The 26,415-nt window shown below is 73.8% G+C and carries 22 protein-coding genes; 10 read left to right on the top strand and 12 right to left on the bottom strand.

All coding sequences use genetic code 11. From position 1 onward, the window contains the following. Positions 1 to 40: 40 nt before the first annotated feature. Both IAG44_RS02230 and IAG44_RS02235 read right to left on the bottom strand, forming a co-directional pair. Entirely contained in the window at positions 41 to 1,033 is a 993-nt protein-coding gene (locus IAG44_RS02230) for a helix-turn-helix domain-containing protein (protein WP_187745446.1), read from the bottom strand. Between the two features lie 8 nt (positions 1,034 to 1,041). Continuing rightward, complete coding sequence (locus IAG44_RS02235) at positions 1,042 to 3,090, bottom strand: MFS transporter (RefSeq protein WP_187745447.1); 2,049 nt, start codon at positions 3,088 to 3,090, stop codon at positions 1,042 to 1,044. A 56-nt stretch (positions 3,091 to 3,146) separates the two neighbouring features. Here IAG44_RS02235 and IAG44_RS02240 point away from each other — a divergent pair, with 56 nt between their 5' ends. The 3 genes from IAG44_RS02240 to IAG44_RS02250 are packed head-to-tail and all read left to right on the top strand — an operon-like array spanning position 3,147 to position 4,933. After that, positions 3,147 to 3,725, top strand: coding sequence for a CGNR zinc finger domain-containing protein (locus IAG44_RS02240; RefSeq protein WP_187745448.1), 579 nt, complete (start codon positions 3,147 to 3,149; stop codon positions 3,723 to 3,725). Between the two features lie 10 nt (positions 3,726 to 3,735). Next, entirely contained in the window at positions 3,736 to 4,485 is a 750-nt protein-coding gene (locus IAG44_RS02245) for a class I SAM-dependent methyltransferase (RefSeq protein WP_187745449.1), read from the top strand. A gap of 34 nt (positions 4,486 to 4,519) precedes the next feature. After that, positions 4,520 to 4,933: a hypothetical protein gene (locus tag IAG44_RS02250; RefSeq protein WP_187745450.1), complete on the top strand. Its 414-nt coding sequence runs from the start codon at positions 4,520 to 4,522 to the stop codon at positions 4,931 to 4,933. On the opposite strand, the gene IAG44_RS02255 is transcribed toward IAG44_RS02250, so the two are convergent. From IAG44_RS02255 to IAG44_RS02285, 7 genes are all read right to left on the bottom strand, one after another. Further along, a complete protein-coding gene (locus IAG44_RS02255; protein WP_112476885.1) occupies positions 4,930 to 5,526 on the bottom strand; it encodes a GTP-binding protein in 597 nt (198 codons plus the stop codon). The genes IAG44_RS02250 and IAG44_RS02255 overlap by 4 nt on opposite strands. Beyond that, a complete protein-coding gene (locus IAG44_RS02260) occupies positions 5,507 to 5,881 on the bottom strand; it encodes a DUF742 domain-containing protein (RefSeq protein WP_187745451.1) in 375 nt (124 codons plus the stop codon). Before IAG44_RS02260 ends, IAG44_RS02255 begins: the two co-directional genes overlap by 20 nt. Further along, the gene (locus IAG44_RS02265) at positions 5,874 to 6,308 is read right to left on the bottom strand and encodes a roadblock/LC7 domain-containing protein (protein ID WP_187745452.1); all 435 of its coding nucleotides are present in this window, start codon (positions 6,306 to 6,308) and stop codon (positions 5,874 to 5,876) included. Before IAG44_RS02265 ends, IAG44_RS02260 begins: the two co-directional genes overlap by 8 nt. Positions 6,309 to 6,338: 30 nt before the next feature. Further along, entirely contained in the window at positions 6,339 to 8,786 is a 2,448-nt protein-coding gene (locus IAG44_RS44160; RefSeq protein WP_187745453.1) for a sensor histidine kinase, read from the bottom strand. A 228-nt stretch (positions 8,787 to 9,014) separates the two neighbouring features. After that, a complete protein-coding gene (locus tag IAG44_RS02275; RefSeq protein ID WP_187745454.1) occupies positions 9,015 to 10,199 on the bottom strand; it encodes an FAD-dependent oxidoreductase in 1,185 nt (394 codons plus the stop codon). 75 nt (positions 10,200 to 10,274) lie between these two features. Beyond that, positions 10,275 to 11,792: an amino acid adenylation domain-containing protein gene (locus tag IAG44_RS02280; RefSeq protein WP_187745455.1), complete on the bottom strand. Its 1,518-nt coding sequence runs from the start codon at positions 11,790 to 11,792 to the stop codon at positions 10,275 to 10,277. Continuing rightward, entirely contained in the window at positions 11,789 to 13,738 is a 1,950-nt protein-coding gene (locus IAG44_RS02285; RefSeq protein WP_187745456.1) for a beta-ketoacyl synthase N-terminal-like domain-containing protein, read from the bottom strand. Before IAG44_RS02285 ends, IAG44_RS02280 begins: the two co-directional genes overlap by 4 nt. 673 nt (positions 13,739 to 14,411) lie before the next feature. Here IAG44_RS02285 and IAG44_RS02290 point away from each other — a divergent pair. Continuing rightward, the gene (locus IAG44_RS02290) at positions 14,412 to 15,452 is read left to right on the top strand and encodes a GAF domain-containing protein (RefSeq protein WP_187745457.1); all 1,041 of its coding nucleotides are present in this window, start codon (positions 14,412 to 14,414) and stop codon (positions 15,450 to 15,452) included. 49 nt (positions 15,453 to 15,501) lie between these two features. Here IAG44_RS02290 and IAG44_RS02295 read toward each other — a convergent pair whose 3' ends face one another. Beyond that, a complete protein-coding gene (locus IAG44_RS02295; RefSeq protein WP_187745458.1) occupies positions 15,502 to 15,954 on the bottom strand; it encodes a flavodoxin family protein in 453 nt (150 codons plus the stop codon). 62 nt (positions 15,955 to 16,016) lie between these two features. Further along, on the bottom strand, positions 16,017 to 18,539 hold the full coding sequence (locus IAG44_RS02300) for a glycoside hydrolase family 127 protein (protein WP_187745459.1): 2,523 nt from the start codon (positions 18,537 to 18,539) through the stop codon (positions 16,017 to 16,019). Between the two features lie 404 nt (positions 18,540 to 18,943). Between IAG44_RS02300 and IAG44_RS02305 the strand changes: the two genes are divergently transcribed. From IAG44_RS02305 to IAG44_RS02330, 6 genes are read left to right on the top strand one after another with little or no spacing between them, the layout of a single operon-like run. Beyond that, positions 18,944 to 20,983 carry an ATP-binding protein gene (locus IAG44_RS02305; RefSeq protein ID WP_187745460.1) on the top strand — a complete coding sequence of 680 codons (2,040 nt, stop codon included), beginning with the start codon at positions 18,944 to 18,946 and terminating at the stop codon, positions 20,981 to 20,983. Then, on the top strand, positions 20,980 to 21,405 hold the full coding sequence (locus IAG44_RS02310; RefSeq protein WP_187745461.1) for a roadblock/LC7 domain-containing protein: 426 nt from the start codon (positions 20,980 to 20,982) through the stop codon (positions 21,403 to 21,405). Before IAG44_RS02305 ends, IAG44_RS02310 begins: the two co-directional genes overlap by 4 nt. Then, the gene (locus IAG44_RS02315; protein WP_187745462.1) at positions 21,402 to 21,764 is read left to right on the top strand and encodes a DUF742 domain-containing protein; all 363 of its coding nucleotides are present in this window, start codon (positions 21,402 to 21,404) and stop codon (positions 21,762 to 21,764) included. Before IAG44_RS02310 ends, IAG44_RS02315 begins: the two co-directional genes overlap by 4 nt. Continuing rightward, on the top strand, positions 21,739 to 22,335 hold the full coding sequence (locus IAG44_RS02320; RefSeq protein WP_187745463.1) for a GTP-binding protein: 597 nt from the start codon (positions 21,739 to 21,741) through the stop codon (positions 22,333 to 22,335). Before IAG44_RS02315 ends, IAG44_RS02320 begins: the two co-directional genes overlap by 26 nt. Continuing rightward, on the top strand, positions 22,332 to 23,570 hold the full coding sequence (locus tag IAG44_RS02325; protein WP_187745464.1) for a cytochrome P450: 1,239 nt from the start codon (positions 22,332 to 22,334) through the stop codon (positions 23,568 to 23,570). The genes IAG44_RS02320 and IAG44_RS02325 overlap by 4 nt, the downstream gene beginning before the upstream one ends. After that, a complete protein-coding gene (locus IAG44_RS02330) occupies positions 23,567 to 24,781 on the top strand; it encodes a cytochrome P450 family protein (protein WP_187745465.1) in 1,215 nt (404 codons plus the stop codon). The genes IAG44_RS02325 and IAG44_RS02330 overlap by 4 nt, the downstream gene beginning before the upstream one ends. Positions 24,782 to 24,889: 108 nt before the next feature. Here IAG44_RS02330 and IAG44_RS02335 read toward each other — a convergent pair whose 3' ends face one another. Further along, positions 24,890 to 26,359 (bottom strand): helix-turn-helix domain-containing protein, encoded by a 1,470-nt coding sequence (locus tag IAG44_RS02335; RefSeq protein ID WP_187745466.1) that lies wholly within the window; start codon positions 26,357 to 26,359, stop codon positions 24,890 to 24,892. Between the last annotated feature and the right edge of the window lie 56 nt (positions 26,360 to 26,415).

Here is a 26,415-nt window from a genome sequence, read left to right on the forward strand (position 1 = left end):
ACACGGTCCACAGGCGTGACGCACTGCGTCCACCGGCCGTCTACAGCGCGTCGGCCGTCGACAATTCCGCCCGGCCGGCGTGGGCGCGCACGTCGCTCGGCGTGTCGCCGTACGCGGCGCGGAAGGCGCGGGTGAACTCGGCGGCGCGCGGGAAGCCCCAGCGGGCGGCGACCGCGTGGATGGGGAGGTCGCGCAGCGCCGGGTCGGCGAGGTCGCGGCGGGCGTTCTTCAGGCGCTGCTCGCGCAGGTAGGAGGCGACCGTCAGGCCCTCCTCCTGGAACAGGCGGTACAGGTAGCTGCGGGAGACGTGGTGGGCCGCCGCGATCGCCGCCGGGGTGAGGTCGGGGTCGGCGAGGTTGCGCCGCACGAACTCCTTGATCCGCAGGGTCAGCGCACGCGCCCGTGTCTCCGGCGGCACCGCCCGCTCGGCGTCCAGCAGGTGCGCGAACAGGGCGGTGACGAGGTCGATGACGACCGTGCCGAGGCGGGCGGCGTCCGTCGGGCGGTAGGGGCTGGTGTCGTCGGCGAGCTGGATCAGGAACTGGGTGAGCAGCGCGCCGAGACCGGCGTCGCCGGGGACCCTGCCGAGGACCTTGTCCTCCGCGCGGCGGCCGGGCAGGACGACGGCGCTGCGGGGTATCTCGACGCCGACGATCGACACCGGGTCGGGGCCCGTGGACACCTCGAACGCCTTCGACGAGTGGCTGACGTGCAGGTCCTTGACGCGGTAGGCGGCCCTGCGCTCGCCCCAGTCGGCGGCGCCCTCGCCGCGCAGCAGCAGGGACAGGTGGTAGACCTCGGGGTCCGACTGGCGCATCAGGCGCGGGGTGCGGTGGAAGACGAGGTGATCGAAGGTGGCCGGCCAGATCGTCACCTCGCCCAGTCCGATGAGGCGTTGGACGCCGTGGTAGTCGGCCGCGCGGGTGCTGTGCAGCCGCATGGGCGCGTGGGTGCGGCCGAGCCGTTCCGTCCATGCCTCGAACCGGTCGGCGGGGGGCAGATCCTTCGTTCTCAGCACCGATTCGTGGAGCATCCGGGTAGTCAACCACACGTCCCCGTAAAGGTTTTCGGCCGGTCGGCGCGCCTCGTGAGCGTGAGGAACCCGGCCACCGCAAGCGCCTGACAGCCCGCCGCCACCAGCAACGCGCCCTGCGTCGAGCAGACCACCGCCGCACCCGCGCCGAGCGCGTACCCACTCGTCTTCAGGCTGGCCCCCGTGGTGAAGATCTGCCCCCTCAGCCGCTCGGGCGCCTCCCTGTTCCGCACCCCGAACAACGCGACGAGCTGCGGCCCCGTCCCGAGCCCGGCGACCAGAGCACCGGCAAGCGGCCAGGCACCCGCGAGAAGAAACGCGACACCGAGCACGACGGTACTCCCGAGGAGCACGGCATCAGGGCTCGCCTTCGGCGGGCGGTGCGCCAGAGCGAGGTTCGCCGCGAGGGACGCTCCCGCGAGGACTGCGAGCAGGAACGCCCCCGCCCCCTCGCTCCCGAAGGCCCGCGCCCCCAGGACCGGGGTGACAGCCGTGAAAGCGCCGAGGCCGGCGTGGGAGACGGTGGAGGTGAAGGTGGCCCGGGCGAGGGGGCGGATCCGGACGAGGGCGGCGCATCCGGCACGGAGGTCGGTGAGGAGGGGGTGCCGGGTGGTGGAGGGCGCCGGGGTTGAGGAGGCGCGGGGTCGGCGCGGAGCTGAGAGGGCCGGGGGCCGGCGCGGGGACCGCAGGGCCAGGGAGCGGCGCGGGATAGAGAGGGCCAGGGGTAGACGCAGGGGCCACAGAGCCAAGGGGCGACGCGGGATGGAGACGGCCAGGGGCCTGCGCGGGACCCAACGGGCCGAGAGCCGGCCCAGCGTCCGCAGGGCCAGGGAGCGGTGCGAGGTCCGGAGGGTCGTGGGGTGGTGTGGGGCGGCCGGCATCGGGGGGCGGCTCGGGGTCGGGTGGGCCGGAGGCCGACGCGGGGCGACGGGTGTCGAGGGCCGGGTCCGCGCCTCGGCTCCCCGCCCGCCGAGGCTTCCGCTCCGCGCCGACTCCACACCACCCTCCGGCTCCGGCCACACACCCACACCTCCGCGCGGGGTCCGGACGGCCGGAGGCCGGCGCGGAGTGACAGACGTCGAGGGCCGGTTCTGCGCCTCGGCGCCCAGCCCGCCAAAGCTTCCGCGCAGCGTCGGCTCAACACCGCGCTCCGGCTCCGGCCACGCGCCCGCACCTCCGCGCGGGGTCGGTAGGGCCAGAGGTCGGCGCGGGGCGACGGGCGTCGAGGGCCGGGTCTGCGCCTCGGCGCCCAGCCCACCGAGACTTCCGCTCCGCGCCGGCTCAACACCGCACTCCGGCTCCGGCCACGCACCTCCGCGCGACGTCCCTCCCTCGCCACCCGTCGGTCCCGCGATCGCCGGCGGAACAGGACCCGCCTCCGGCCCCGGAAGCCCGCACGCCCTCGGCTCGGGAGTCCCAGTCCCCGCCGCCCTCGTGGAGGTTCCCTCAGCCCGCCCCGCCCCGTGACCGCTACCCCGGCCCATCCCGTGACCGCTCCCCCTCCCCGGCAAAGTCCACGCCGCCGGCAACGCCGCCACGATGAGCCCGACAGCCGTCAGCAGCGCAGCCTCCGGCCCCGCCACCAGTGCTGCTCCCCCGGCCAGCGCGGGCCCCGCGAGTGCCGCGAACTCGTAGGACGCGGCGTCGAGGGCGGTGGCGCGGGGGAGGCGGTCCGGGGTGGTGAGGTGGGGGAGGCGGGAGGTCCAGCCGGAGGCCAGGGCGGGGGCGAAGACGCCGGCGAGGAGGGCGAGGGAGAGGGCGGCGGGGAGGGGTGGGCCGTCGAGGGCGGAGCGGAGCAGGAGCAGGGTGGTCGCGTATGCGGCCAGGGACACGGCGAGGAGGCGGCCCGGGTGTGGTGTGCGGTCCAGGAGGGCGCCGAGGAACGGGCCCCCGAGGGCCGCCGAGGCTGTGAGCGCCGCGAGGAGGGCCGAGCCGGTCGCGGCGGAGCCGGTGAGTGCTGTGCCGGTGAGGAGGAGGGCGGGGCCGGACATCTCGTCGCCGGTGCGCGCGGCGCCCGCGCCGAGGAGGTACCGGGCGAGCCCGTAACGTCTTTTCATGCGACCTACGTTACGAAGTAACTCTATGTCGAGCCAAGGCCGTTACACTCGCCCGCATGGATCCCGACGACTGGTTCAGCCGCCACTCCCCCGCCCGCACCGCCCACCGCACGGTCGCCCTCGTCAACGTCCTCACGACCGGCGAGGCCGGACCGGAGGCGGTCGCGGCGGTCCTGCGGGAGTACGGCGAGGCGGATCCGCTGGACCTGGACGCGGCGGACGTCGCCGGGATGCGCGCGGCGGCCCGGCGACTGCGCGAAGTGTTCGCGGCGGGGAACGTCGACGAGGCCGCAGGCCGCCTCAACCACCTCCTCGCGGACGCCTGCGGACCCGTGCGCCTCACCTCCCACGGCGGGCACACGCCCTGGCACCTCCACCTCGACCGCCACGACGAGGCGCCCTGGGCCGAGTGGTTCCTCGCGTCGTCCTGCATGACCCTGGCCGTCCTGCTGTGGGACCGCCAGCGCCCGCCGGGCGGCGTCTGCGCGTCCACGTCCTGCGCGAACGTCTTCCTCACCGGGACCAGCGGCACCCCCCGCCGCTACTGCGCCCCGCGCTGCGCGACCCGCGAACGCGTGGCCGCCCACCGCAAGGCCGCCCGCAATCCGGATGCGGACGGCACCGCGGCCTTCTAGCCTGACCCGCATGCCGGACGAGCAGTTCACGAACCCGAGCCTGGCCGCCCTCTACGACCCCCTCCACACCGACCGCCCCGACCTCGGCGCCTACCTGGACATCGCCCGGGAGTTCAGCGCCCGTCAGATCCTGGACGTCGGCTGCGGCACCGGCACCCTCGCCCTGCTGCTCGCCGCCCAGGGCCACGACGTCACGGGCGTCGACCCGGCCCGCGCTTCGGTGGACGTCGCACGCGCCAAACCCGGCGCGGAAAGGGTCCGCTGGCTGGACGGCGACGCGACCACCCTGCCGGACGACGTGCACGTGGACCTCGCCCTCATGACCGGGAACGCCGCGCAGGCCGTCGTCGACGAGGACGTCTGGGAGGGCACCCTGCGCGGGGTGCGCGCGGCGCTGCGGCCCGGCGGCCGGTTCGTGTTCGAGACGCGGGATCCGGCGCGGCGGGCATGGGAGGAGTGGACCCCCGAGGAGTCGAGCCGCAGGGTCGAGGTGCCCGGCGTGGGGGCGGTGGAGACCTGGTACGAGGTGACGGAGGTCGCGCTGCCGCTGGTGACGTTCCGGACGACGTTCGTGGTGGCCGGGGAGGTGCTGACGTCGATGTCGACGCTGCGGTTCCGGGAGCGGGACGAGGTGGCGGCGGGCCTCGAACGGCACGGCTTCGGCGTCGAGGAGGTCAGGGGCGCCCCCGACCGGCCCGGCAGGGAGTTCGTGTTCTTCGCGCGGGCCCGCGCGGTGGTGGCGTCCGGCGGGGAGTCGTAGCGTCGGAGGGAGAGCGCCGGCGCAGGGAGCGGACATGCCCAGGTACATGACGAGGACCGCCCTGGCGGTGTGCGCGGTGGCGTCGCTGGCGGCGGCCGGCACGACGACGCCCCACCCCGGCACGGCCTTGCCGGACTGCGCGGGCCGGGCGCTGACCCGTCCCGCCGACTACGTCCTGGCCTGCGGCGACGGCAACAGCCGGCTGACCTCCCTGCGCTGGACCCGCTGGGACTCCAGCGAGGCCCGGGGCCACGGCGTGAACGTCGTCAACGACTGCGTCCCCTACTGCGCGGCCGGGACCTTCCGCGCCTACCCGGTCACCGTCCGCCTGCACGCCCCGAAGGCCCGGCACTACACCGAGGTGACCCTCACGTTCACCGCCGGCGCACCGGACCGGACCCCGCGCACGGTGACGTACCCGCTGCCCGGCCCTGGCGCCCGCGGCTAGCCGTGGCCCAGTCTGCTCAGCCGGGCGGCAGCCCGCATACGGGCCACCTGGAGGACCGACAGGAGTACTTCGCGGCTGGAGTTGCGGTCGCGTACGTCGCACAGGACGACCGGGATGCCGGGGTCGAGGTCGAGGGCGGCGCGGACCTGTTCGGCGGATGCCTCGCGGCGTCCGTGGAAGCAGTTGACGCCGACCGCGAAGGGGATCTCCCGCGACTCGAAGAAGTCGATCGAGGCGAAGGACGCGTCGAGGCGGCGGGTGTCGGCGAGGACGATCGCGCCGAGCGCCCCGTTGGCGAGGTCGTCCCACATGAACCAGAACCGGTCCTGGCCCGGGGTGCCGAAGAGGTACACGACGAGGTCGGAGGCGACGGTGATCCGGCCGAAGTCCATGGCGACCGTGGTGGCCACCTTGTTCTCCACGCCGGAGAGGTCGTCGACCCCCCGGCTGACCTCGGTCATGCGCTCCTCGGTCTCCAGCGGCGGCACCTCGCTCACCGAGCCCACCATCGTGGTCTTGCCGACGCCGAATCCGCCCGCGACGAGGATCTTCAGTGCCGTCGGCAGGACGGGTTCAGAGTTGACGGATGGCATCCATCACCCTTTCGATGAGTTCGACGTCCGGCTGGCTTTCCTTGCCGGGCGGCGACTGGACTAGGATCAGCGAGGTATTGAGGAGATCTCCGCACAGGATCTTCACCACGCTCACGGGCAGGTCCATCAGGGCGGCGATCTCGGCGATCGCCACCGCGCGGTCCCGGCACAGCTCCAGGATCTTGGCCGCCTCGGGCTCCAGCGCCTCGTGGTCCGCCTCCTCGACGGACCGCGAGACGATCTGGGTGATCAGCGTGAAGGCGTGCTGCGAGTGGCGGGTCCTGCCGCCCGTGATCGCATACGGCCGTAAGTAACGCCCCCCGCCCGACGCGTCCGACCAGCGGGACTCAGACATCCTGGCCCAGGCCGCCGCCGGGAGGGCCCTGCACCCGCGGCGGCGCGCTCAGATAGGTGCCGACGCGCTTGACGAGGGTGCCCATCTCGTACGCCATCATGCCGATGTCCACGGAGTCCGAGGCGAACGCCGCGAGACGCGCGCCCTGGCCCGCCGCCGTGATGAAGAGGTACGCCTTCTCCATCTGGATCACCGTCTGCTGGACGGGCCCGCCGTGGAAGTGGCGTGCGGCGCCCCGCGCGAGGCTGTGCACGCCGGAGCCGACGGCCGACAGGTGCTCGGCGTCGTCGCGGCGGATGTCCTTCGACTTTCCGATGAGAAGGCCGTCCCCCGACAGCACGACAGCACAGCGAATCTCAGGGATCCGGTCCACCAGGTCGTCCAGCAGCCAGTCCAGCTGCGGACCGGGGTGTACCTGCTCACTCATTCCTTAACGTTCCTTCACAATTGGTGTGCATCAGGGCCCTTCGTCGTCGTACCGCCCGGGAGGCGGAGGGTCCGTCTCGGGCGACTGCGCTCGTTTCAGGCCCCGCTGGATGGCGCTCAGCGCGCGGGCCGACACGTCGGGGGAGATGACGCTCTCGTCGGATTCCCCGCCCCCGCCGAACTGGGCGGCCTCCTTGCGCAGTTGCTGCGCGAGCGCGGCCCCACGGGTGCGCCGTGGCAGCACGTCGGGGGTGGTCAGCGGGGAGTTGCCGGCCGGGGGCGTGGCCGCCGGGGGTGCCGTGGGACGGGTCTGCTGCGGGTACTGCTCCGCCGCCGGGGTGCCGGCGGGGTCGTGGCCGTACTGCGGGGGTGCGGGTGACTCCTGGTGGGGCGGAGCATACGGCTGCTCCGTGAACAGTCCGTTGCCGCCCGGCCCGTAGGGTCCGGGGACCTGGGGCTGCTGCGGGGGGTACGCCTCGTAGGCCGGGACGGATGCCTCGTAGGCCGGGGCCTGGGGTTCGGCGGGGCCTCCGTAGGCGGGGGTGTCGTACACCGGGGTGTCGTAGGCCGGAGTCTCGTACGCCGGGGTGCCGTGGGCCGGGGTGCCGTACGCCTGGGTGTCGTAGGCCGCCTGTGGTTCGGCGGGGGCGCCGTAGCCGTAGGGGGCCGGGGGTTCGGTGTGTCCGGGGTGGCCGGCGACCGGCGGGAGGAGGCCCGCGCCCGCGTACTCGGGGAAGCCGTCGTAGTCGGACAGGCGGGTGTGGGTCGGCAGGTCGAAGCCGCTGGAGGTGACCGCGCCCGCGCCGACGAGGATCTGCTCGACGGGCGCCCCGGCCTGCTCGGTGCCCCCGGCGGCCAGCCCCGCGCGTTCGGGCGCGGCGAGGGCGTCGACGGTCGCCGCGGCGGCGGCCTGGAGCTGGTCGAGGACCGGCGAGCCGACCTCTTCGAGCAGGTCGACGGGGATGAGGACGATGCTGAGGGTGCCGCCGTAGACCGACTCGCGCAGCTCGACCTTGACGCCGTGGCGTTCGGCGAGCCGGGCGACGACGAAGTGGCCGAGGCGGGGGTCCTCGCCGAGCGCGGTGAGGTCCAGGCGCGGCGGGTTGGCCAGCAGCTGGTTGGCCTGGTGGCGCTGGGCGGGCGGGATGCCGAGGCCGTGGTCCTCGACGTGGATGGCGAGGCCCTTGGCGACGCGGATCGCGCTGACGGCGACCTGGGTCTCCGGCGGGGAGAAGCTGGTGCCGTTCTCGATCAGCTCGGCGAGCAGGTGGGTGACGTCGGAGACGGCGCGCGCGGAGAGCGCGGTGCGCCGGTCGGCGGGCGAGTTCTTGACCTTGACCCGGGTGTACGCCTCGGTCTCGGCGACGGAGGCGCGCATCACGTCGGTGATGGGGACGGCGGCGTTGGTGCGGCGGCCGGTGGGCGTGCCGCTGAGGATCATCAGGTTCTCGGCGTGCCGGCGGGCGCGGGTGGCGAGGTGGTCGACCTTGAAGATGTCGTGCAGGAGGTCGGAGTCCTCGTGCTTGCGCTCCAGGTCGTCCAGGAGGGCGATGAGGCGGTGCAGCAGGATCTGGGTGCGCCGGATGAGCTGGGCGACGACCTTCTCGGTGCCCTCGCGGCCCATGTGCTGGCGTATCGCCGTGTCGGCGGCGACGAGGCCGATGCGGTCGACGACGGCGGCGAGGCGGGCGACCTCCTCGCTGCCGCGCCGCCGGCTGCCGAGGCCCAGCGCGCTCGCCGGGTCGGGGCGCTCGCCTTTGTCGATCCGGGCGAGGACGTCGGGGAGCCGGCGGCTCGCCAGTTCCTCGGCGTAGGTGTGCAGGTCGCGCAGTTCGGCCTCGGCGGCGCGGCGGCGCCTGCGGCCGACGAGCCAGGCGGCGAGGACGGGCGCGAGCGCCGCGACGGCCCCGGTGACGGCGCCGAGCAGCAGCGCGTCGGCGCGGACGCCGATGACGGCGGCGAGGTCGGTGCCGTGAGCGTTCCCGCCGGTGGGCGCCGGGTCCGTGGCGGCGGCGGAAAAGGCGGTGGTGGAGAAGTCGGCGGTGGAGACGGCGGGCTGACGGAACGTCGCCGGGACGGCGTGGGCCGTGCGCGCGAGGTGTGCCGCCGTCTCCTGGCGTATCGCCAGGTACTCCTGGAACAGCGCGCGGTGGTCGTCGCCGAGGCGGCCGGAGGCGAGGGCGGCGCTGACCACGGCGTCCGGCGTGTCGGGGTGGGCGATCGGCTCGCCGGAGGTGGAACCGGAGGGCGCGGTGTGCGCGTCCAGTCCTTCGGGGGTGGCGGTGAGGTCCGGGTGGAAGGCGGAGACGGCCTCGTCGGTGCGGGCGTGGCTCGGCTCGTCGGCCGGTTCGGCCGCCGTGTATCCCCACAGGCAGGTGAGACAGACCGCGGGGACCACGAAGGGAACGACGAACGAGGAGCGCAGCGGACTGCGGTGGGCGGAGCGGTTACGGGTCCGCCGGTCGCGGATGCCTGGCATCTGATTCCTCGTACAGCAGCGACACACCTGGACCGGCGGGCGGTGGACTCCGGTGCGGGGTCTTCCCGTCCGACCGGTTCGGTCGGCGTGTTCGAATGTCGGCGATGAGCTGCACCGTATCAGGATCATGGCGCAGCGTCAGCATACGCCTGAGGCAACTTCCGCACGTCACGGCACAGTTGGCACCGGCACAAGCCCGCCGAAGGGCGGGCAGGTACGGGCAAGGGGTCACAGGAGGGCGAGGAGCGCGGGTGTGAAGAGCGCGCTCGCCGGGGCGATTCCGGCAACGGTGTCGAAATAGATCGAGGTCAGTTCCTCGTCCTGCTGGACGGCGCGCAGCAGGGACAGCTTCTGTTCGTGGGGGTCGAGGCGGGCGACGCCGAGGGTGGCCTCGTAGCCGCCCATGAGGGCCTGGTCGCGGTCCTCGCCGAAGTCCTTGAGGGCCGTGTCGAGGAGGGCGGGGTCGTCGCCGAGGGCGTCGGCGAGGCGGCCGGTGAGGAGTTCGACCTGCTGGTAGCCGTCGCTGATGCCGCGGGCGGTGATGGAGTCCTTGTGGTGTCCGGCGTCCCCGACGAGGGTCCAGCCGGGGCCGCTGGCCTTGCGGAAGAAGTTCTGCTGGCGGCCGGTGCCGCGCAGTTTCTCCCGGGCCTCGGTGCCCGCGATCCGGTCGTACAGGTCGGGCGCGGTGCCTTGGACCTGGGCGAGGAAGGCGGTCTGGGCGTCGGCGCGGACCTCGGCGTAGCGGTCCTGGGGGAAGTAGGCGAGGACGAGGGTGGTGTCGTCATGGGTGGGGACGGCGGCGACCCAGCTGCGGGGCTTTTCGTAGAGTTCGAGGGCGTCGGTCACCTTCGGGTAGTAGGCGTAGTAGGCGCAGGTGAGGCGGGGGTGCTCCACGGTGTAGGGGGCGCCGACGAGGGCGCCGACGGTGGAGCGCATGCCGTCCGCGCCGATCACGAGGCGGGCGGTTTCGGTGAAGGTGTGTCCCCCGGATCTTCCCCGTACCCCCACGACCCGTCCGGTGTCGTCGTGCACCAGGCCGTTCACTTCGTACCGTTCGCGGTATTCGGCGCCGTCCGCCACGGCGGCGTCGATGAGGAGCGGGTCGAGGATGTGGCGGCGCGGCGAGTAGGCCGCGCGCTGGCCGTCCACTCCCCGGGCGCAGCCCTCCAGCAGGACGTCGCCGACCTCGTAGCGCACCCGCTCGATCGGGGGGCATCCGGTGTCGCGCAGGGCGTCCAGCAGACCCCAGCGCTCCAGCGCGGCGACGCCGGGCTGGTGCAGGAGGTGGGTGGAGAGGGTGTCCGTGCCGTAGGCCGTCTTGTCCAGCAACAGGACCCGGAACCCGGCTCGGGAGAGCAGCATGGCGGTGGGTGCACCGGCGCAGCGCGCCCCCACCACGATGGCGTCGAACATGTCGGAGCCTTACATGTCGGCAACTAGGGGACAGGTGTGGGGGGTTGAGGTGGGAGGCGAGGGCGCCTCGGGACGTCAGCCGTCCCGCCCCAGAGCGGTGAGGAGAGCGCGCCGGTCGGTCTTGCCGTTCGCGTTGAGCGGGAGTGCGTCGAGCACGGTGATGCGCCGGGGCATCATGTGCGGCGGCAGTTCGGCGCCCAGGGCCTCGTAGAGAGCGTCCGGGGTGCGGTCGGTGCCGCTGACGGCGGCGAGCAGTTCCGGTTCCCCGTCGGGGGCCTTCGCGGCGACGACGGCGGCCTCGCGGACGCCGCCCGCGCGGCGCAGGGCGGCCTCGATCGCGCCGAGTTCGACGCGGTGGCCGCGGATCTTGACCTGCTGGTCGTCGCGGCCGAGGTGGACGAGGGCGCCGTCGAGGCGGGTGACCCGGTCGCCGGTGCGGTACCAGTGGCGCTCGCCGGGGGGTCCGTCGGCGGGGCGCAGGTCCTCGTCGAGGAAGCGGCCGGTGTTCTCGGCGGGGTCGAGGTAGCCGGCGAAGCGCAGGGCGCCGCGCACGCACAGTTCGCCGGTGTCGGCCGGGCGGCCGTCCTCGTCGAGCACGACCGCCTCCGCGCTGGGGTGGGGAGTCCCGATGGGGGCGGTGCCGTTGGGGGTGTCGGGCCAGGCGGCGGGGTCGTCGGGCAGGAGGTGGGCGGTGCAGGAGATGGTGAGCTCGGTGGGGCCGTACAGGACGTCGACGCGGCTGTGCGGGGCGGCCTCGCGCCATTCCCGGGCGGCTTTGAGGGTGAGGGGTTCGCCGCCGAAGACGCTCCAGCGCAGGGTCGGCATCGCTCCTGGGGTGAGGGTGCCGAGCCGGGAGGCGAAGGAGATGAGGGAGGGGACGGAGAACCAGTGGGTCAGACGCAGGGTGTTGACCATCCGGACGGGGGACATGAGCTGGGTTCGCCGGGGCACCACGAGCGTCCCGCCGGAGGACCAGGTCACGAAGAGGTCGTGCACCGACCCGTCGAAGGTCAGCTCGAAGCACTGGGAGAGCCGGCTGCCGGGGCCGATGCCGTAGCGGCCGTCGAGGTCGGTGAGGTAGGCGCAGATGCCGCGGTGGGTGACGGGGACGCCCTTGGGGCGGCCGGTGGAGCCGGAGGTGAAGATGAGGTAGGCGGTGGAGTCCGGCGCGGCGGGCCGGCGCTCCTTGACGGGCGCGGGTAACCCGGCCCACGTCGTGATGTCGTCGGCGGTGACGGCGAGGACGGGCACGCCGATGTCGCCGGGGCCCTCCTCGGCCGCGTCGGCGAGGATCAGGTCGAGGCCGGCGGAGGCGCCGATCTCGGCGGTGCGGGCGACGGGGTGTTCGGGGTTGAGCGGGACGACGGCGGCTCCGGCGCGCAGCGCGGCGAGCCAGCCGGCGTAGATCGGCAGGGTGCGGGAGACAAGGAGGCCGACCCGTTTCGCCTGGCCGATTTTTTCGGCCAACTCTTCGGCTGCGGAACGGAGTTGACGGTACGTCAGAATCTCGCCGGCGACTTCGAGGGCCGTTTCGTCCGGGTATCGTTCGGCCGCTTCGGCGAACCGGCCGTACAGGTCGAGTGGTCGGCTCATCGGGTGGCCGCCTGGAGGGACCGCGTCCACGCGCGCAGCTCGCCGACCGTGCGGAGCCCGCCCAGCTCCTCCGGGTCGACGTCCTGGCCGGTGCGTTTGGCGAGGTCGACGACGATGCGGAGTTTGGCGAGGGAGTCGATGCCGATGTCGGTGAGGGTGGAGCCGTCCTCGAAGGAAGTGCGGGCGTGCTCGGTCAGCACCCACTGCGCGAGGTCGTCGGCGGGCTCCGCGGCGCGCTCGCCGGCCCAGTAGCGCCTGGTCCGCCAGGGGTTGCCGGGCACGGGGACGTAGCGGGCGCCCTTGCCGAGCGCGGCCTCCCAGTCGACGTCCTCCCCGGCCGTGTACGCGGCGGCGAGGTCGGCGAGCGGGCCCTCGGCGGGCGGCGTGCGCGCCATCAGGGCGGCGGCCAGCTCCGCGTGGGTCTCGCCGGCCACGGCGAGGCGGTGACCGGTGTGGTGGTCGCGGCGCAGGGCGGCGCTGTGGCAGATGTCCCGCACGGAGTGCGCGGCGCCGGCGCCGTCGGGGGCCAGGTATCGGACGTAGGCGGCGGCGAGGTCGGCCAGGGCCTCGGCGCTACGCGCGGAGAGCGCCAGTACGCAGGGGCCGGCGGCGGTCCCGGTGTCCTCGGCGGGGGCGGGCGGGGCGGCCTCGGCGAGGACGACGTGCGCGTTGAGCGCGGCCGAGCCCTGCGCGGAGACGCCGGCGAGGGCGCGGCGGCCGGTGCGCTCGGGCAGGTCGTGGACCTCGCCGGGGATGCGCAGCGGGAGGGCGTCCCAGTCGAGGTCGGGGCGGGGGGTGCTCAGGTTGATGCTGGCCGGCACGCGGCCGTGCTCCAGGCAGAGCACCGTCTTGATCAGGCCGGCGATGCCGCCGCCCGCCTCGCCGTGGCCGATGTTGGTCTTCACGGAGCCGACCAGCAGCGGCCGGTCTGCGGGGCGTCCGGCGCCCAGGACCTCGCCGAGGGCGGTGAGTTCCAGCGGGTCGAGGGCGGGCGACCCCGAGCCGTGCGCCTCGACGTAGTCGACGTCGGCCGGGTCGACGCCGGCGTCCTCGTAGGCCCAGCGCAGGACGTCCAACTGGCCCTGGAGGGAGGGGTTCAGGACGCTGTCGCTGGTGCGGCCGTCGTTGCCGACCGCGCTGCCCCGGATCACGGCGCGGATCCGGTCGCCGTCGGCGATCGCCTGGTCGAGGCGTTTGAGGACGACGACACCGACCGCGTCGGCGGGCGCGTGGCCGTCGGCGGCGGCGTCGCCGAACCGGCTGCGCCCGTCGTGGGAGTGGCCGCCGGCCTGGCTCATCACGATGGCCTCGTCGGGCCGCAGCACCAGGTTGACGCCGGCCGCGAGCGCGAGGGGGCTCTCACCGGCGCGCAGGCTCTGCACGGCCTGGTGGACGGCGACGAGGGAGGAGGAGCAGGCGGTGTCGACGACGACGCTGGGGCCGCGCAGGTCGAAGAAGTGCGAGACGCGGGCGGGCAGCAGGGAGCGGAAGTTGCCCAGCTGGGCGGCGTCGGCGCCGTCCGCGCCCTGGCGCAGGGCGTTCTCCAGGTAGTCCGAGCGGGCGTTGCCGACGAAGACGCCGGTGCGGGTGCCGGCCAGCCGGGACGGGGGCAGGCCCGCGTCCTCCAGCGCCTCCCAGGCGGTCGTCAGCAGGAGGCGCTGCTGCGGGTCCAGTTGAGCCGCTTCTGCCTCGGACATGCCAAAAAAGGCGGCGTCGAACTCCCCGGCTCCCGCGACGTAGCCCGCGCGGCGGGCGGTGATCCCGCCGGGGGCGCCCTGGGCGGAGTGCAGCGCGCCCGCGTCATAACGCTCCGCGGGGGTCTCCCCGGTGGCGTCCGCTCCGTCGAGCAGCAGCTCCCACAGTTCACCGGCCCCACTGGCGCCGGGCAGCCGGCAGGCCATGCCGATCACCGCCACGCAGCGGGCGTCCGCCTCGCAGCTGTTCATGAGCTGACTCCATTTCATACTCGGCTCACCATCGTTACGCGGCAGTAGTGTTGATCTTGCCCGCAGGACGGCGAAAAGACGACGAGATCTCGGCAACACCTCACGGCCCACGGCGCGTTCGCCATGACCGTCGACCGTCGCCAGGGCACGGTGGCGCCCGGCGCGGCCCGCAAGAGTCGAAGGGACGGACCCGCGTCCGACAGACGCGTGTCTAGGGTCTGTTCAGCCGCCGCGGACCCCCCGCTCCGCGTACCGGCCCCCCGCCTGACTGGCTCTCCCCCCGGCGCCGGGCGCGTTCCCCCTGGAAAGGAACGCCGCACATCCGGCTCGACACCCCATTTTCGGACACACTTTCGATTCCTCGATGTCATGGCGAGTCGAACACGCTAGCGTCGAAAACACGCCCGTCGCACGATTGTCGTATGTCTCAACCGCATCGCGCGACGGCCGCCGCAAGGAATGACGGGAAGTGATCGGCGCCGGTTGAAACGCGGCGCTTTTTGGACAGAATCAGAAGTTGAGCACCCGTCAACCACCCCTCCACACCGCCTTGGCAAGATCTTCTTCCGCCAACCACCTCAGGTGACAAGGTGGTTACGCCCGGGGCTGAAGTGACCGGGATCGCCGGGGCAGGCGACTCACGGCACACGGAGTTCTGCTTTGATCTGATCTCATGGACTCCCTCTCACCTGAAGAACTCCGTCTCGCGGGCGAGCAGCGCCGGCTGCGACTGCAGATTCTCGGCCTCAATTCGGTCGGCGCGGAGGCCACCTTCGACCGGGTGGCGCGGCTCGCGGCCGGGTTCACCCAGTCGCCCCTGGCCATGGTCAACTTCATCAGCGACGAACAGCAGATGTTCCGCGGCATGTACACGCCCCCCGGCGATCCGGGCGAGCGGACCGACGCGGCGGGCAACGCGGTCACCTTCGACCTCAGCAACCTCACCCGCGAGGCCCCCGGCGACTACGGCTTCTGCCCGCACGCCGTCGCGATGGGCTCCCAGCTCGCGCTGGACGACGTGTTCGACTACCCGCGCTTCAAGGGCAACGCCCTCGTCAACGACCTCGGTGTGCGCTCCTACCTCGGCACCCCGCTGCGCGACAACACCGGCATGATCCTCGGCACGGTCTGCGTCGCCGACTTCAAGCCGCGCACCTGGGACGCGCAGACCCGGGAGGGCATGAAGGAGCTGGCCGACACGCTGCTGTCGGAGTTCCGGCTGCGCGACAGCCTGCTGGCCCAGCAGCAGGAGCTGTTCGCGGTGTTCGACGGGGCGCCCTTCCCGATCATGCTGACCGAGGGCCCCGAGCACCTGCTGCGCTACGCCAACGGCAAGCAGGGCCAGGCGTTCGGCATGGTCCCGCAGTTCAGCCGGGGCCGGCACGTCCTGCCGGGCCTGGAGGCGATCGGCGTGTTCAACGCGATGGACGACGCCTTCCGCAACGGCCAGACCACCACGCTCAGCGGCGGCCGCATCAAGACCTACGACTCGCCGTCGCCGCAGGAGTTCGACTTCCTGTGCACCCCGGTGCGCACCTCCCCCACCGCGCCCGTCAGCGGGATCCTCACCGTCGCCATGAACGCGGGCGGCCAGAACTCGGCCACCCAGTCCCACGCGTTCGCCGCCAACGTCCAGCAGCGGTTCGAGCAGATGGGCAACGGCGCCCTCGCCGGCTCGAACACCCCGGTGGACTTCTTCGGCCCCCGCCACTGAGCCCCCACCGCCTACGGCTGACCCACCGCACAGGTCAGCCGTACCCCGCTCACTCCATCAGCCCCGCCGCCAGCGCCGCCCCCAGCTCCCAGCACGCCTCAGTGTCCCCCTTCGCCGGCTCCCCCGTCACCGTCACCGGCTCCACCGCCCGGCGCCACCCGAGCCCCGTGGTGATCGTGTCCAGCGCCCGCAGCGCGCCGGTCGTGTCGCTGCCGCCGTGGACGTAGGCGCCCCAGGGGCGGCCCCGGGTGGTGTCGAGGCAGGGGTAGTAGATCTGGTCGAAGAAATGCTTGAGGGCGCCGGAGAGGTAGCCGAGGTTCGCCGGGGTGCCCAGGAGGTAGGCGTCGGCGGCCAGGACGTCGGAGGCGGTGGCCGCGAGCGCGGCCCGGCGGACGACGCGCACGCCCTCGATCCCGGGCGCGCTCGCGCCGGCGACGGCGGCCTCGAACAGGGCCTGGCAGTTCGGGGAGGGGGTGTGGTGGACGATCAGCAAGGTGCGCACGGTCCGTACCGTGCCCGTGCGGGAGGGGCACCCGCAAGTCGGCGTGCGCGTGCCCCTCGTGTTCAGCGGGCCAGGTCCGCGATCTCCGTCGCGTCCAGGGTCCGCCCGTACACGCGGACGTCGTCCAGGGCGGCTTTCAGGTAGGGGTCGTTGTACTGGGAGCGGCCGAGCCAGGCGGTGCGGATGTGGTTGCCGAAGTGGCGGGGTTCGACGGTGACGGCGGTGTTGCGGCCCGCTTCGGTGCCGTCGACGTAGAGGACGGCGGTGCCGGTGCCGTAGGTCACGGCGACGTGGGTCCAGCGGTCCGGGGTCAACTGGGGTGCGTCGATGCGCTGTTCGGCGCCCCCGCCGCCGGCGGTGATGGCGAAGCGCAGGGTGTCGGCGGAGCTGCGGGGGGTGAGGAAGAGGTTGGCGGTGACGCCGGTGCCGAGGTCGAAGATCCGGGTCCAGGGGGCGGGTTCGCCGGTGAGGCGGACCCAGGCGGCGAGGGTGTAGGCGGAGGCGCCCGCCAACAGGTCGGCGGCGAGGGCGACATGGCCGTCCGTCCCGTCGAGGGCGACCGCGCCGCCGGTGCGCCCCCGGGTCCACGTCGCCCCGCCCGCGAGGGTCGCGGTCTTTCCGTTGCCGGTGGCGTCGGACGCGCTGGTGCCGGTCGTCTCGTCGAAGGGGTGCCAGGCGACGAACTCCGGGGGCGGGGGCGGGGGTTCACCGGTCCGCCAGTACACGGAGTAGTGCTGGTGGTGGACGCGGGCGATCGGCAGGAGGGTGACCTGTTCACCGTCGGCCCGCGCTGTGAACCGCAGCGGATCGGCGGACTCCCGGCGCACGCTCGCCACGTCGAGGCGCGGCATCCAGGGGTTCGCGCGGTCGCCGTACGCGCCGGCGAGGACGACGGGCCCGTGCAGGACGGCCTGGACCTCGGGGTCGTCGGGGGTCGCCTCGACGGTGGTGCGCAGCGGGAGGGTGACGTCGACGCGGTCGCCCCGGCGCCAGGCGCGGTCGAGGGTGAACCAGGTGCCGGGCGCCGGACGGTCGGGCAGGGCACGGCCGTTGAGCCGGACCCGGGCGCCCCGCGCCCAGCCGGGGATACGGACGACGAGGGCGTGCCGGGCCCGTCCCGCGGTGACCGTCAGGGTGGTCGTGTCCTGGTCGGGGAGGCGGGTCGTCTGGCGCCAGCGGATGCCCTTGGCACGCCAGTTGACCTCCGAGGGGATGAACAGGTTGACCAGGAGGCGCTGTTCGTCGTGGCTGTAGATGGTGTCGGCGAACTTGGCGTGGGTCTCCATGCCGGTGCCGTGGTCGCAGGAGAAGTTGGTGTAGTCGGTGGAGTAGGCGTCCTCGGGGCTCATGAAGGACGGCTGGCGTTTGGCGGAGCCCGGGGCGAGACCGGTGTAGTAGATGTTGAAGCCGTGCGCGGAGTCGGGGTCCTGCTCGCCGAGCATCTGGTTGAACAGGGCGCGCTCGTAGTGGTCGAGGAGGTCGGTGCGTCCGGGGGCGTGGAAGTGCAGCAGCCGGGTCAGCTTGAGCATGTTGTAGCTGTTGCAGTTCTCACACGTGCTGTCCGACAACTGGCCCGCGATGACGTCGGGTTCGTGGAACACCTCGCCGTTGCTGTTGCCGCCGATGACGTACGTGTGGTGGCCGGTGACGATCCGCCAGAAGTTCTCCCCGATCGTCCGGTACCGGTCGTCGAGCCCTTCCTCCCACATCCGGACGGCGCCGACCGCCTTCGGGATCTGCGTGTTGGCGTGCAGTCCGGCGAGCTTGTCCTCGCCGCGCGCGAGGGGGTCGAACACGCGGGCGTGGGCGAAGCGTTCGGCGACGGCGAGCCAGCGGGCGTCACCGGTGATCGCGTGCAGGTCGGCGAGGACGTCGTTCATGCCGCCGAACTCGGTGTCCAGGACGCGCTGCATCCGCTCGTACGACAGGCCGGCCGTCCGCCGGTCCACCCAGTCGCCCTTGCGCAGCACGACGTCGAGGGCCTGTTCGTTGCCGGAGAGCCGGTACTGGTCGACGAGGCCGGCCATGATCTTGTGCAGGGTGTAGTAGGGCGCCCAGACCCCGGTGCCCGCCTCCAGGCGGTCGAAGAAGCTCTCCGGGAACGCGGACAGGTACCCGGGGTGGAAGCCGGCGGCCGGCGAGGCGGCCTGGCACTCGGCGAGCGCGGCGACCAGCCGGCGTCCCTTGTCGCGCAGTGCGGTGTCGCCGGTGTTCGCGTGGGTGAGGGCGAGGCCGGACAGGAGGTGCCCGGTGGAGTGGCCGCGCAGTTCGACGTCCGGGCCTTCCCAGCCGGCGCAGGGCTGGGCCGTGCTGGGCAGGCCGACGTTGAGCCGGAAGGTGTGCAGCAGCCGGTCGAGGTCCACGAAGCGCAGGTAGGCGGTGTTGCGGCGCTGGTTGTCGCGGAACGGGCCGTCGAGGAGGGCGACGTCGGTGAGCAGGAAGGGGGCGGTGGGGGCGGCCGTGGGGCGGGGTGTCGCACGGGCCGGGAGCGCGGGGACACCGGTGAGGGTGAGGGTGGTCGCCGCGGCGAGGAACGGGCGTCTGCCTAGGGGGGTCAACAAAGCCTCCGCCGTACGGTTCGACATATCGAATATCGGGCGTTTCGCCGTGCGGGGTCCACCGTAGGCATCGGGCCAGTGGTGTCAACGGGGTCAGGGAGGCATGGGTGATTTCCGGTCTCCGGGGTCGGCGAACGGTGGCTGGGCACCCGTCGGTACGGGCGCGGGGCGGCCCGCGTTCAACGCCAACTGCGGTTTCCTGTACGGAATTTCCGACACTCGGGGGCAGAAGCGCACAGATGGCGGAGCGTTTCGCCGGGAAGTGGCACTCGACCGTGCGAGAGCGGCCGATGACGGTGTGTACTGTGCTGCGAGTGCCCCACCGGGGCGCCCGTGCCACCCACCCCTCCCCTGCCCTCTGCCCTCCTGCCCCTGTCCTCGTCCGCCCGTGTGTTCCCGTCGAGCGCCCGGCCCACCCTGGAACCGAATCGATGATCGAACTCCCGGACCTGGCCGTCGGCGGTCTCGCCGCCGGCACGCTGTCCGCGCTCGCCCTCGGCGGCGGCCTGCTGCGCGCCCGGCGCAGACAGGCCAGACAGCAGGCCGAGATCGCCGCGCTGCGCACCCAACTCGACGGGTCCGTACGGGCGTTCACCGCCGAGATCGAGCACCTGGCGGGGCGGCGGGTACCCGCCGCCGCGCGCCGGATCGCCCATCCGCACCTGGAGATACCCGGCCCGCTCCAGCCGCTCACGGCGGGCACCCCGCTCGGGGTCGCGCTGGAGAAGGTCCTGGAGTCGCTGCGCGTCGAGGTGACCGCGCAGCGCGGCAGCGTCGACGCGGCGGCGCAGGCCGGGATGCGGGGCGCCACGCGCGAGATCCAGGCGGCCCTCTACCGGCTCCAGGACGCCCTGCGCGGACTCCAGCAGCAGTACGACGAACCGGAGTTGGCGCAGACGCTGTTCCGGCTCGACCACGAGAACGAGCAGTCGCTGCGCCGGGCCCAGGTGACGGCGGTGGTGTGCGGGGCGTGGGTGGGGCTCGCGCGGGAGGAGTCGCACCTCGTCGACGCGGTGACCGGTGGCCAGGCCCGGCTCGCCGGGTACCAGCGCGTCAAGGTCCACAACCACCTCGAACCCGGCACCGCGCTCGTCTCGCACGCCGTCGAGCCCGTCGCGATCATCGTCGCCGAGTTGCTGGACAACGCGCTGCGCCACTCGGCGCCGGACACGGACGTCATCGTCGGCCTGGAGCACGTCCACCACGGGGTGTGCGTGACCGTCGACGACGCGGGCGTCGGCATGACCCTCGACGAGCGTGAGCGGGCGCAGCGCATGGTCGCCGGGGACGAGCCGATCCAGCTGACCGACCTCGGGGATCCGCCGCGTATGGGGCACGCCGCGATCGGGCGCCTGACCCGGCAGTTCGAGTTGGCCGTCGACCTGACGTCGGCGTCGCCGTACGGCGGGGTCCGCGCGGTGCTGCGCATCGGCACGCACCTGCTGACCAGGCTCGATCCCGCGCGCAGGCCCCCGTCGGCGAGCGCCCCGCGCACGACCCGCAAACCGTCCGAGGTCCCCTGCCCGCAGCCCACGCCCCCGGTCCCCCCGACGCCTCCCGCCCCGCCGACGCCTCCGGCTCCCCCGGCACCGCCCACGCCTCCGCCCCCGCCGCCCGTGCCGGCACCCCCGTACTCAGCCGAAGCGTCCCCCGCGTACGCCCCCGAGCCCCCGTCGCCGGGCCCCGCCTTCCACGGCGCCACCGCCCCCGCCGCAGGCCCCTCCGCAAGCCCCGCCCCCGACGACGACTTCGACTTCGACGAACTCCCCCAGCGCCGCCGCCGCAACCGCACCGCGCGCCCCTCCCCCAGCGGCAGTACCCCGCTGGGCCCGGTGCCGGGGCAGGAGTGGTCCTCGCCCCGGCGTCCGGCCCGTACCCCGGAGGAGTCGGCGGCGGCGCTCGGCGCCCTGCAGTCCGGCACGGCGGCGGCCCGCGACGGCTCCACGACCGAGACTCTCCGCCTCACCCCCACCCCCCAGTGGGACCCCGCCCCCGCGCCCACTCCACGCCCCCCGGTCACCCCGGACCCGGCGGACGACTGGAACCACGCCGGCGCCCCGCCCGAACCGGCCCCCGAACCCCGACAGCCCCCGGACGACCGGCCCGACGCGCCCGAACGCCGCGCGCTGGACGACACCCACGAGTGGCCCCGCGTCCCCGCCCCCGCCGAGGCCCCGCCGGACGCGCAGCCGTGCCCCGACGACACGGTCCACCAGTGGCTCCAGGGCCCGGCCGACGACCCTGAGCCGACCCCGGACGCGGGAGCCGAGGAGTGGCCCGCCGCCACCCACGAGCGCCCGCCCTCCCACGGCGACGACACCTCGTACGACTGGTCCCGCTTCGCCACCCCGCACACGGCGGCCGAGCCCGAGCCCACCCCCGATCGTGGCCGCGAGCGCGAGCGCTCCCGCCCCGACGACACCCCCCGAGACTTCGAGCGCACCGAACACCAAGGAGGCCCCACGCGATGACCACTCCCGAGACGGGTGACAACACGGCCTGGGTGCTGGAGCCGATCCTGGAGGTGCCGCAGGTGATCGCGGCCGTGATGCTGACCCGCGACGGCCTGGTCACCGGGTACACGGACGCGCTCAGCCGGCCGTCCGCCGAGCGCGTCGCGGCGATCACCAGCACCGTGCAGGGCGCCTGCCGTACGGCCGCCGCCGCGTTCGCGGACGCCGAGCGTGCCGTCGTCCGGCAGGTGGTGATCGAGTCGGACCACGGGTACGTGCTGATCGTGCCGACGGACCACGGCACGTGCGTGGCCGCGTACGGGAGCGCGGACGTGCGTCTTGACCTGCTGGCGCACCGCGTGCACTCGCAGGTCGCGCGGCTCGGCGAGAAGGCCATGGCGGCCGTGCCCCGAGGAGCCGACGACGCCGGACCCGCGTGACGGGGCGCCCGGCCGGCCGGCCGCTGGTGCCGGCGTACCTCTCCACGGGCGGGGTCGCCCGCCCGAGCCGGCCGCGCCTCGAGCGGCTGACCGTCCTCGCCCGCGATCCCGCCGTCCCCGTGCCCCCGGGGCTGCCCGCGGCCGAACTCGCCGTCCTCGACGCGCTGTCGGGGGGCGCGCTCGCGCTGGTGGAGGTGGCGGCGGTGCTCCGGCTGCCGGTGTCGGCGGTGCGGGTGCTGATCGCCGCCCTGCTGGACAAGGAGCTGCTGCTCGCCCGTGCCCCGATGGCGTCCGCCGCGCACTACGACCCCGACCTGCTGAAGAGAGTGGCCGATGGCCTCCGCGCCCTCAAGCGTTAGCCCCCCGCATCTCCCGGACACCGCGCGGGAGTTGGTGAAGATCCTGGTCGCGGGCCCGTTCGGGGTCGGCAAGACCACGCTGATCGACTCGGTCTCCGAGATCACCCCGCTGCACACGGAGGAGCGGCTGACCCAGGCGTCCGCCCACGTCGACGATCTGGCGGGGGTGCGGGAGAAGTCGACGACGACGGTCGCGATCGACTTCGGCCGTATCAGCCTGCCGGGCGGGGTGGTGCTGTACCTGTTCGGGACGCCGGGGCAGGAGCGGTTCCGGGAGCTGTGGGAGGACATCTCGTACGGGGCGCTGGGCGCCCTGGTGCTGGTGGACAGCCGCCGGCTCGGGGCGTCGTTCGACGTGCTGGAGCTGGTGGAGGACAGCGGGCTGCCGTACGCGGTGGCGGTCAACGCGTTCCCGGACTCGCCCCGCCACCACACGGACGCGCAGGTGCGCCGCGCGCTGGACCTGGAGGCGGACACGCCGATGGTGACGTGCGACGCGCGCGACGCCCACTCGTCGATCGACGCGCTGTTGGCGCTCGTCGACCATCTCATCCTCAGGGAGGCCAGGTGACCACGTACCCCCCGGACCAGCGGGACTTCTCGCGGTCGGCGCCGGTGCGGCTGTGGGAGGAGGGTTTCGCGGCCGATCCGCACCGCTACTACGCGGCGCTGCGGGCGCAGGGCCCGGTGGGCTGGGCGGAACTGGCGCCGGGGATCACGGCGTTCGTGGTGACGGACCGGCGGGCGGCGCTCGAAGTGCTGCACGACGACACCCGGTTCTCGCACGACCCGCGGGCCTGGGAGACGACCGTGCCGGTGGACTCGCCGGTGCTGGGGATGATGCGGTGGCGGCCGAACGCGCTGTTCTCGGACGGCGCGGCGCACCTGCGCTACCGTCGGACGCTGATCGACGTGTTCGACCTGGTGGAGCCGCACGACCTGCGGGCGCGGGTGCACCGGGCGGTGCGCACGGTGGTGGGCCGGATCGGGCCGCGCGGTGAGGCCGACCTCGTCGAGGAGTTCGCGCGGCCGCTGATGGCGCTGGTCTTCAACGACCTGTTCGGGCTGCCCGACAGCCAGGGCGACCGGCTGCACCGGGGCCTGGCCCGGATGATGGAGGGCGGCCCGGAGGCGGCGGCCGGTGAGGCGGAGTACGCGGGGTACGTGCTGGACCTGGTGGCCGCGAAGGCGGAGCAGCCGGGCGAGGACCTGCCGAGCCGGCTCCTCGATCATCCGCTGGGGCTGACCGAGGAGGAAGTCACCTGGCAGGTGTTCCTCACGCTGGGCGCGGGCCTCGAACCGACGGCGAACCTCGTCTCCAACACCCTGTCGCGGATCCTCGGCAACGACCTGTACTACTCGACGCTGACCAGCGGCGCGCGTCCGGTGACGGACGCGGTGGTGGAGGTGCTGCACCACGAGACGCCGCTCGCCAACTACGGGATCTACTACGCGCGTGAGCCGGTCGCGTTCCGGGGGGTGTGGCTGCCGGAGACGGTGCCGGTGGTGGTGTCGTACGGGGCGCTCGGGGTGTTCGCGGAGCGTGAGGTGACCGGCGGGCGGCATCCGTCGGACGCCTCGCACCTGTCGTGGGGCGCGGGCCCGCACGCCTGTCCGGTGCGCCGGCACACGCTGCTCATCGTCACCGAGGCCATCGAGCGGCTGACGCAGTGGCTGCCCGACCTGCGTCCGGTGCTGCCGCGCGACCGGCTCGCCTGGCGTCCCGGCCCCTTCCACCGTTCCCTCAAGGCCCTGCCCGTCCGTTTCACCCCGCGCACTCCCGACCAGCCTGGAGACCCGACGTGACCGTGACCGACCGCATCTCGATCGACCCGCTCGGCGCCGACATCCCCGCCGAGTCCGCGCGGTTACGCGCGCTCGGCCCGATCGTGCCGGTGGAGCTGCCCGGCGGAATCCCGGCGTGGGCGCCGACCGGGTACGACACGCTGAAGGAGCTGATCCTCGACCCGAGGGTCAGCAAGGACCCGCGCCGGCACTGGCGGCTGTGGTCCGAGGTGCCCGGGCACCCGTCCTGGGGCTGGGTGCTCGGCTGGGTCGGCGTCGTCAACATGCTCTCGACGTACGGCGAGGACCACACGCGGCTGCGCCGGCTGGTCGCGCCCAGCTTCACGGCGCGGCGCACGGAGTCGCTGCGCCCGCGCGTCGAGGCGGTCACCACCGAGTTGCTGGACGCCCTGGAGGGGGCGGAGACGGCGGATCTGCGGGCGGCGCTCGCGCATCCGCTGCCGATGCGGATCATCTGCGAACTGTTCGGTGTGCCCGAGGAGTTGCGGGACGCGACGGGCCGGCTGATCGCGGCGATCATGGACACCTCGGACCCGTCCCCGCAGCACGCGGCGTTCGTACAGGAGCAGATCGGCGCGGTCCTCGGCACACTCATCGCCCGCAAGCGCGAGGAGCCGGGCGACGACATGACGACCGACCTGATCCGGGTGCGCGACGAGGGCGGCGACCGGCTCAGCGACGAGGAACTGCTCCACACGCTGCTGCTGGTGATCGGCGCGGGCTTCGAGACGACCGTGAACCTGATCGGCAACGCGGTCGTCGCCCTGCTGCGCCGCCCGGACCAGCTCGCGGCGGTGCGTGCCGGGGAGATCTCCTGGGACGCGGTCATCGACGAGACGCTGCGCGCGCACCCGTCGATCGCCTCGCTGCCCCTGCGGTTCGCGGTCGAGGACCTGACCGTCGGCGACGTGACGGTGCCCGCCGGGGACGCGATCCTGACGACGTACGCGGCGGCCGGCGTCGACCCCGCGCGCTACGGCGGCGACGCGGACGTCTTCGACGCGACACGCGGCGCCGACGACCACCTGGCGTTCGGGATCGGCGTCCACCGGTGCATCGGGGCGCCCCTGGCCCGCCTGGAGGCGTCGCACGCGCTGGCCGCGCTCTTCGAGCGGTTCCCCGGACTGACGCTGGAGAGCGGCGAGTTGACGCAGGTTCCGTCGTTCATCGCGTTCGGGTGGCAGGAGATCCCGGTGCGGCTGCGGGGCTGAGACGCCGGCGGGGTGCGACCGGTCCCCCGTCCTGGTCGCACCCCGAGCTGCCCCGAAGGTACGTGAACGGTAAGGCGGGTGTGAATCGCACGGGTGCGCGGGCGGGGCTCACCTGTGCACAGGGCCGTCCGGTTCGCCCCCGTTCGCCGGGTCGGGGGCGGGGCGTCCGACGTCACCTGTGACCAGATGGGCGAGGACGACTTCGTACAGGTCGCCGCCGGGGGCGAGGAGCTGGCGTTCCAGGACGGGTTCGGCGCTGCGGACGTGGTCGCGGACCGTCTGGGGGTGGATGCCGAGGGCGTCGGCGGCGCGTTCCGCGTTGCCCTGGGCGGCGATCCAGGCGCGCAGGGTGCCGCGCAGGTCGCGGGGGTCGGCGTCGAGGCGGGCGAGGAGGGTGTGGGCCCAGGTGCGCAGGGCGGGGGCGGTGAGGAGGTCGTCGAGGGTGGCCGGGGGCGCGTCCTCGGCGGGTGAGTCGCGCTGGGCGAGGGCGAGGTGGAGGGCGGCGCGGGCGGTCAGGTCGGAGAGGTCGGTGCCGATCAGGGACTCGACGCGTTCCATGCGGGCGCGCACGGTGTTGCGGCTGACGCCGAGGATGCGGGCGGCGCGCACGGCGGTGAACTCCAGGCCGAGGCGGGTGGTGGCGATGAGTTCGGCGCGCACGTGGTGCGGGAGCCGGTCGAGGGGGCTGAGCAGGTCGAGGGCCCACGCGTTCAGGTCGTGCGGGTCCATCAGGCGGCGCGGGTTGGTGCGTTCGGTGTAGATGGCGGTGCGTTCGGGGTGGAAGCGGGCCACCGCGAGGGCGCTGGCGGCCTGCCCGTAGGCGGTGGCGGTGCGGGCGAGGTCGTGCGGGACGCTGCCGCCGAGGTAGGTGCCGGGGCGCAGCGGGGGCAGGGCGCGCAGCCGCGCGTCGGCCGTCTCGTCGGGGACGACGACGATGACCTGCGGGTCCATCGCCGGGCAGCGGACGACGAGGGCCGCGTCGCGGGTCGCGGCGAGGATGTCCTCGGCGAGCTGGTCGCGGTCCTCGACGGTGGACTCGGCGATGTAGACGCGCGCGGTGTCGACGTCCAGGAGTCCGGGCCACAGCCCCGAGGCGACGCGGCGGGCGGCGACGGTGTCCTCGACCATCAGCAGCTGGAGGATCGCGAGCCGCAGGTCGGCGGCGGCCCGGCGCAGGCGGCGTTCGGTGGCGTCGGCCTCGCGGGCGCGCAGCACGGCTTCGAGGACGGCGGCGGTGTGGGCGACGACGTCGGAGGCGCGCGCGTCGAAGGGGGCGGTGCGGGCGACGGCGAGCAGCCAGGGGTGCGCGGGGCCGGGGCGGACGACTCTGACGAGCCGCAGATACCGGCCGTCCCCCTCCCAGGAGGCGGCGGCGATGCGGCCGGCGAGGACGTCGGCGGCCGGGGTGCCCTCCAGGGGCCGGGGGTGTCCGGCGACGGGGGTGCCGGTGTCGTCGTGCAGACAGACCTCGGCGTCCAGGGTGCGGGCCAGCCAGTTCACGGCGCCGTCGACACCCTGTCTGAGCAGCGCGAGGAGTTCCTGGGCCCACCTCGTGCCGCCCTCGTCCCGGGCCGTCATCGCCTCGCCCTCCTTGTCCTCCCCCTCAGGTCGCTGACCGGGGAGGTTACACGGAT

The organism is Streptomyces roseirectus (assembly GCF_014489635.1).
GTDB classification, from domain to species: Bacteria; Actinomycetota; Actinomycetes; order Streptomycetales; family Streptomycetaceae; genus Streptomyces; species Streptomyces roseirectus.

What these genes read in the sequence shown, in the direction of transcription:
- IAG44_RS02265 (WP_187745452.1), bottom strand. Translation starts at nt 6,308, where the DNA reads ATGAGTGAGCAGGTACACCCCGGTCCGCAGCTGGACTGGCTGCTGGAC.
- IAG44_RS02275 (WP_187745454.1), bottom strand. Translation starts at nt 10,199, where the DNA reads ATGTTCGACGCCATCGTGGTGGGGGCGCGCTGCGCCGGTGCACCCACC.
- IAG44_RS02335 (WP_187745466.1), bottom strand. Translation starts at nt 26,359, where the DNA reads ATGACGGCCCGGGACGAGGGCGGCACGAGGTGGGCCCAGGAACTCCTC.
- IAG44_RS02290 (WP_187745457.1), top strand. Translation starts at nt 14,412, where the DNA reads ATGGACTCCCTCTCACCTGAAGAACTCCGTCTCGCGGGCGAGCAGCGC.
- IAG44_RS02305 (WP_187745460.1), top strand. Translation starts at nt 18,944, where the DNA reads ATGATCGAACTCCCGGACCTGGCCGTCGGCGGTCTCGCCGCCGGCACG.
- IAG44_RS02250 (WP_187745450.1), top strand. Translation starts at nt 4,520, where the DNA reads ATGCCCAGGTACATGACGAGGACCGCCCTGGCGGTGTGCGCGGTGGCG.
- IAG44_RS02235 (WP_187745447.1), bottom strand. Translation starts at nt 3,090, where the DNA reads ATGAAAAGACGTTACGGGCTCGCCCGGTACCTCCTCGGCGCGGGCGCC.
- IAG44_RS02240 (WP_187745448.1), top strand. Translation starts at nt 3,147, where the DNA reads ATGGATCCCGACGACTGGTTCAGCCGCCACTCCCCCGCCCGCACCGCC.
- IAG44_RS02285 (WP_187745456.1), bottom strand. Translation starts at nt 13,738, where the DNA reads ATGAACAGCTGCGAGGCGGACGCCCGCTGCGTGGCGGTGATCGGCATG.
- IAG44_RS02255 (WP_112476885.1), bottom strand. Translation starts at nt 5,526, where the DNA reads ATGCCATCCGTCAACTCTGAACCCGTCCTGCCGACGGCACTGAAGATC.
- IAG44_RS02280 (WP_187745455.1), bottom strand. Translation starts at nt 11,792, where the DNA reads ATGAGCCGACCACTCGACCTGTACGGCCGGTTCGCCGAAGCGGCCGAA.
- IAG44_RS02260 (WP_187745451.1), bottom strand. Translation starts at nt 5,881, where the DNA reads ATGTCTGAGTCCCGCTGGTCGGACGCGTCGGGCGGGGGGCGTTACTTA.
- IAG44_RS02230 (WP_187745446.1), bottom strand. Translation starts at nt 1,033, where the DNA reads ATGCTCCACGAATCGGTGCTGAGAACGAAGGATCTGCCCCCCGCCGAC.
- IAG44_RS02245 (WP_187745449.1), top strand. Translation starts at nt 3,736, where the DNA reads ATGCCGGACGAGCAGTTCACGAACCCGAGCCTGGCCGCCCTCTACGAC.
- IAG44_RS02300 (WP_187745459.1), bottom strand. Translation starts at nt 18,539, where the DNA reads ATGTCGAACCGTACGGCGGAGGCTTTGTTGACCCCCCTAGGCAGACGC.
- IAG44_RS02310 (WP_187745461.1), top strand. Translation starts at nt 20,980, where the DNA reads ATGACCACTCCCGAGACGGGTGACAACACGGCCTGGGTGCTGGAGCCG.
- IAG44_RS44160 (WP_187745453.1), bottom strand. Translation starts at nt 8,786, where the DNA reads ATGCCAGGCATCCGCGACCGGCGGACCCGTAACCGCTCCGCCCACCGC.
- IAG44_RS02320 (WP_187745463.1), top strand. Translation starts at nt 21,739, where the DNA reads ATGGCCTCCGCGCCCTCAAGCGTTAGCCCCCCGCATCTCCCGGACACC.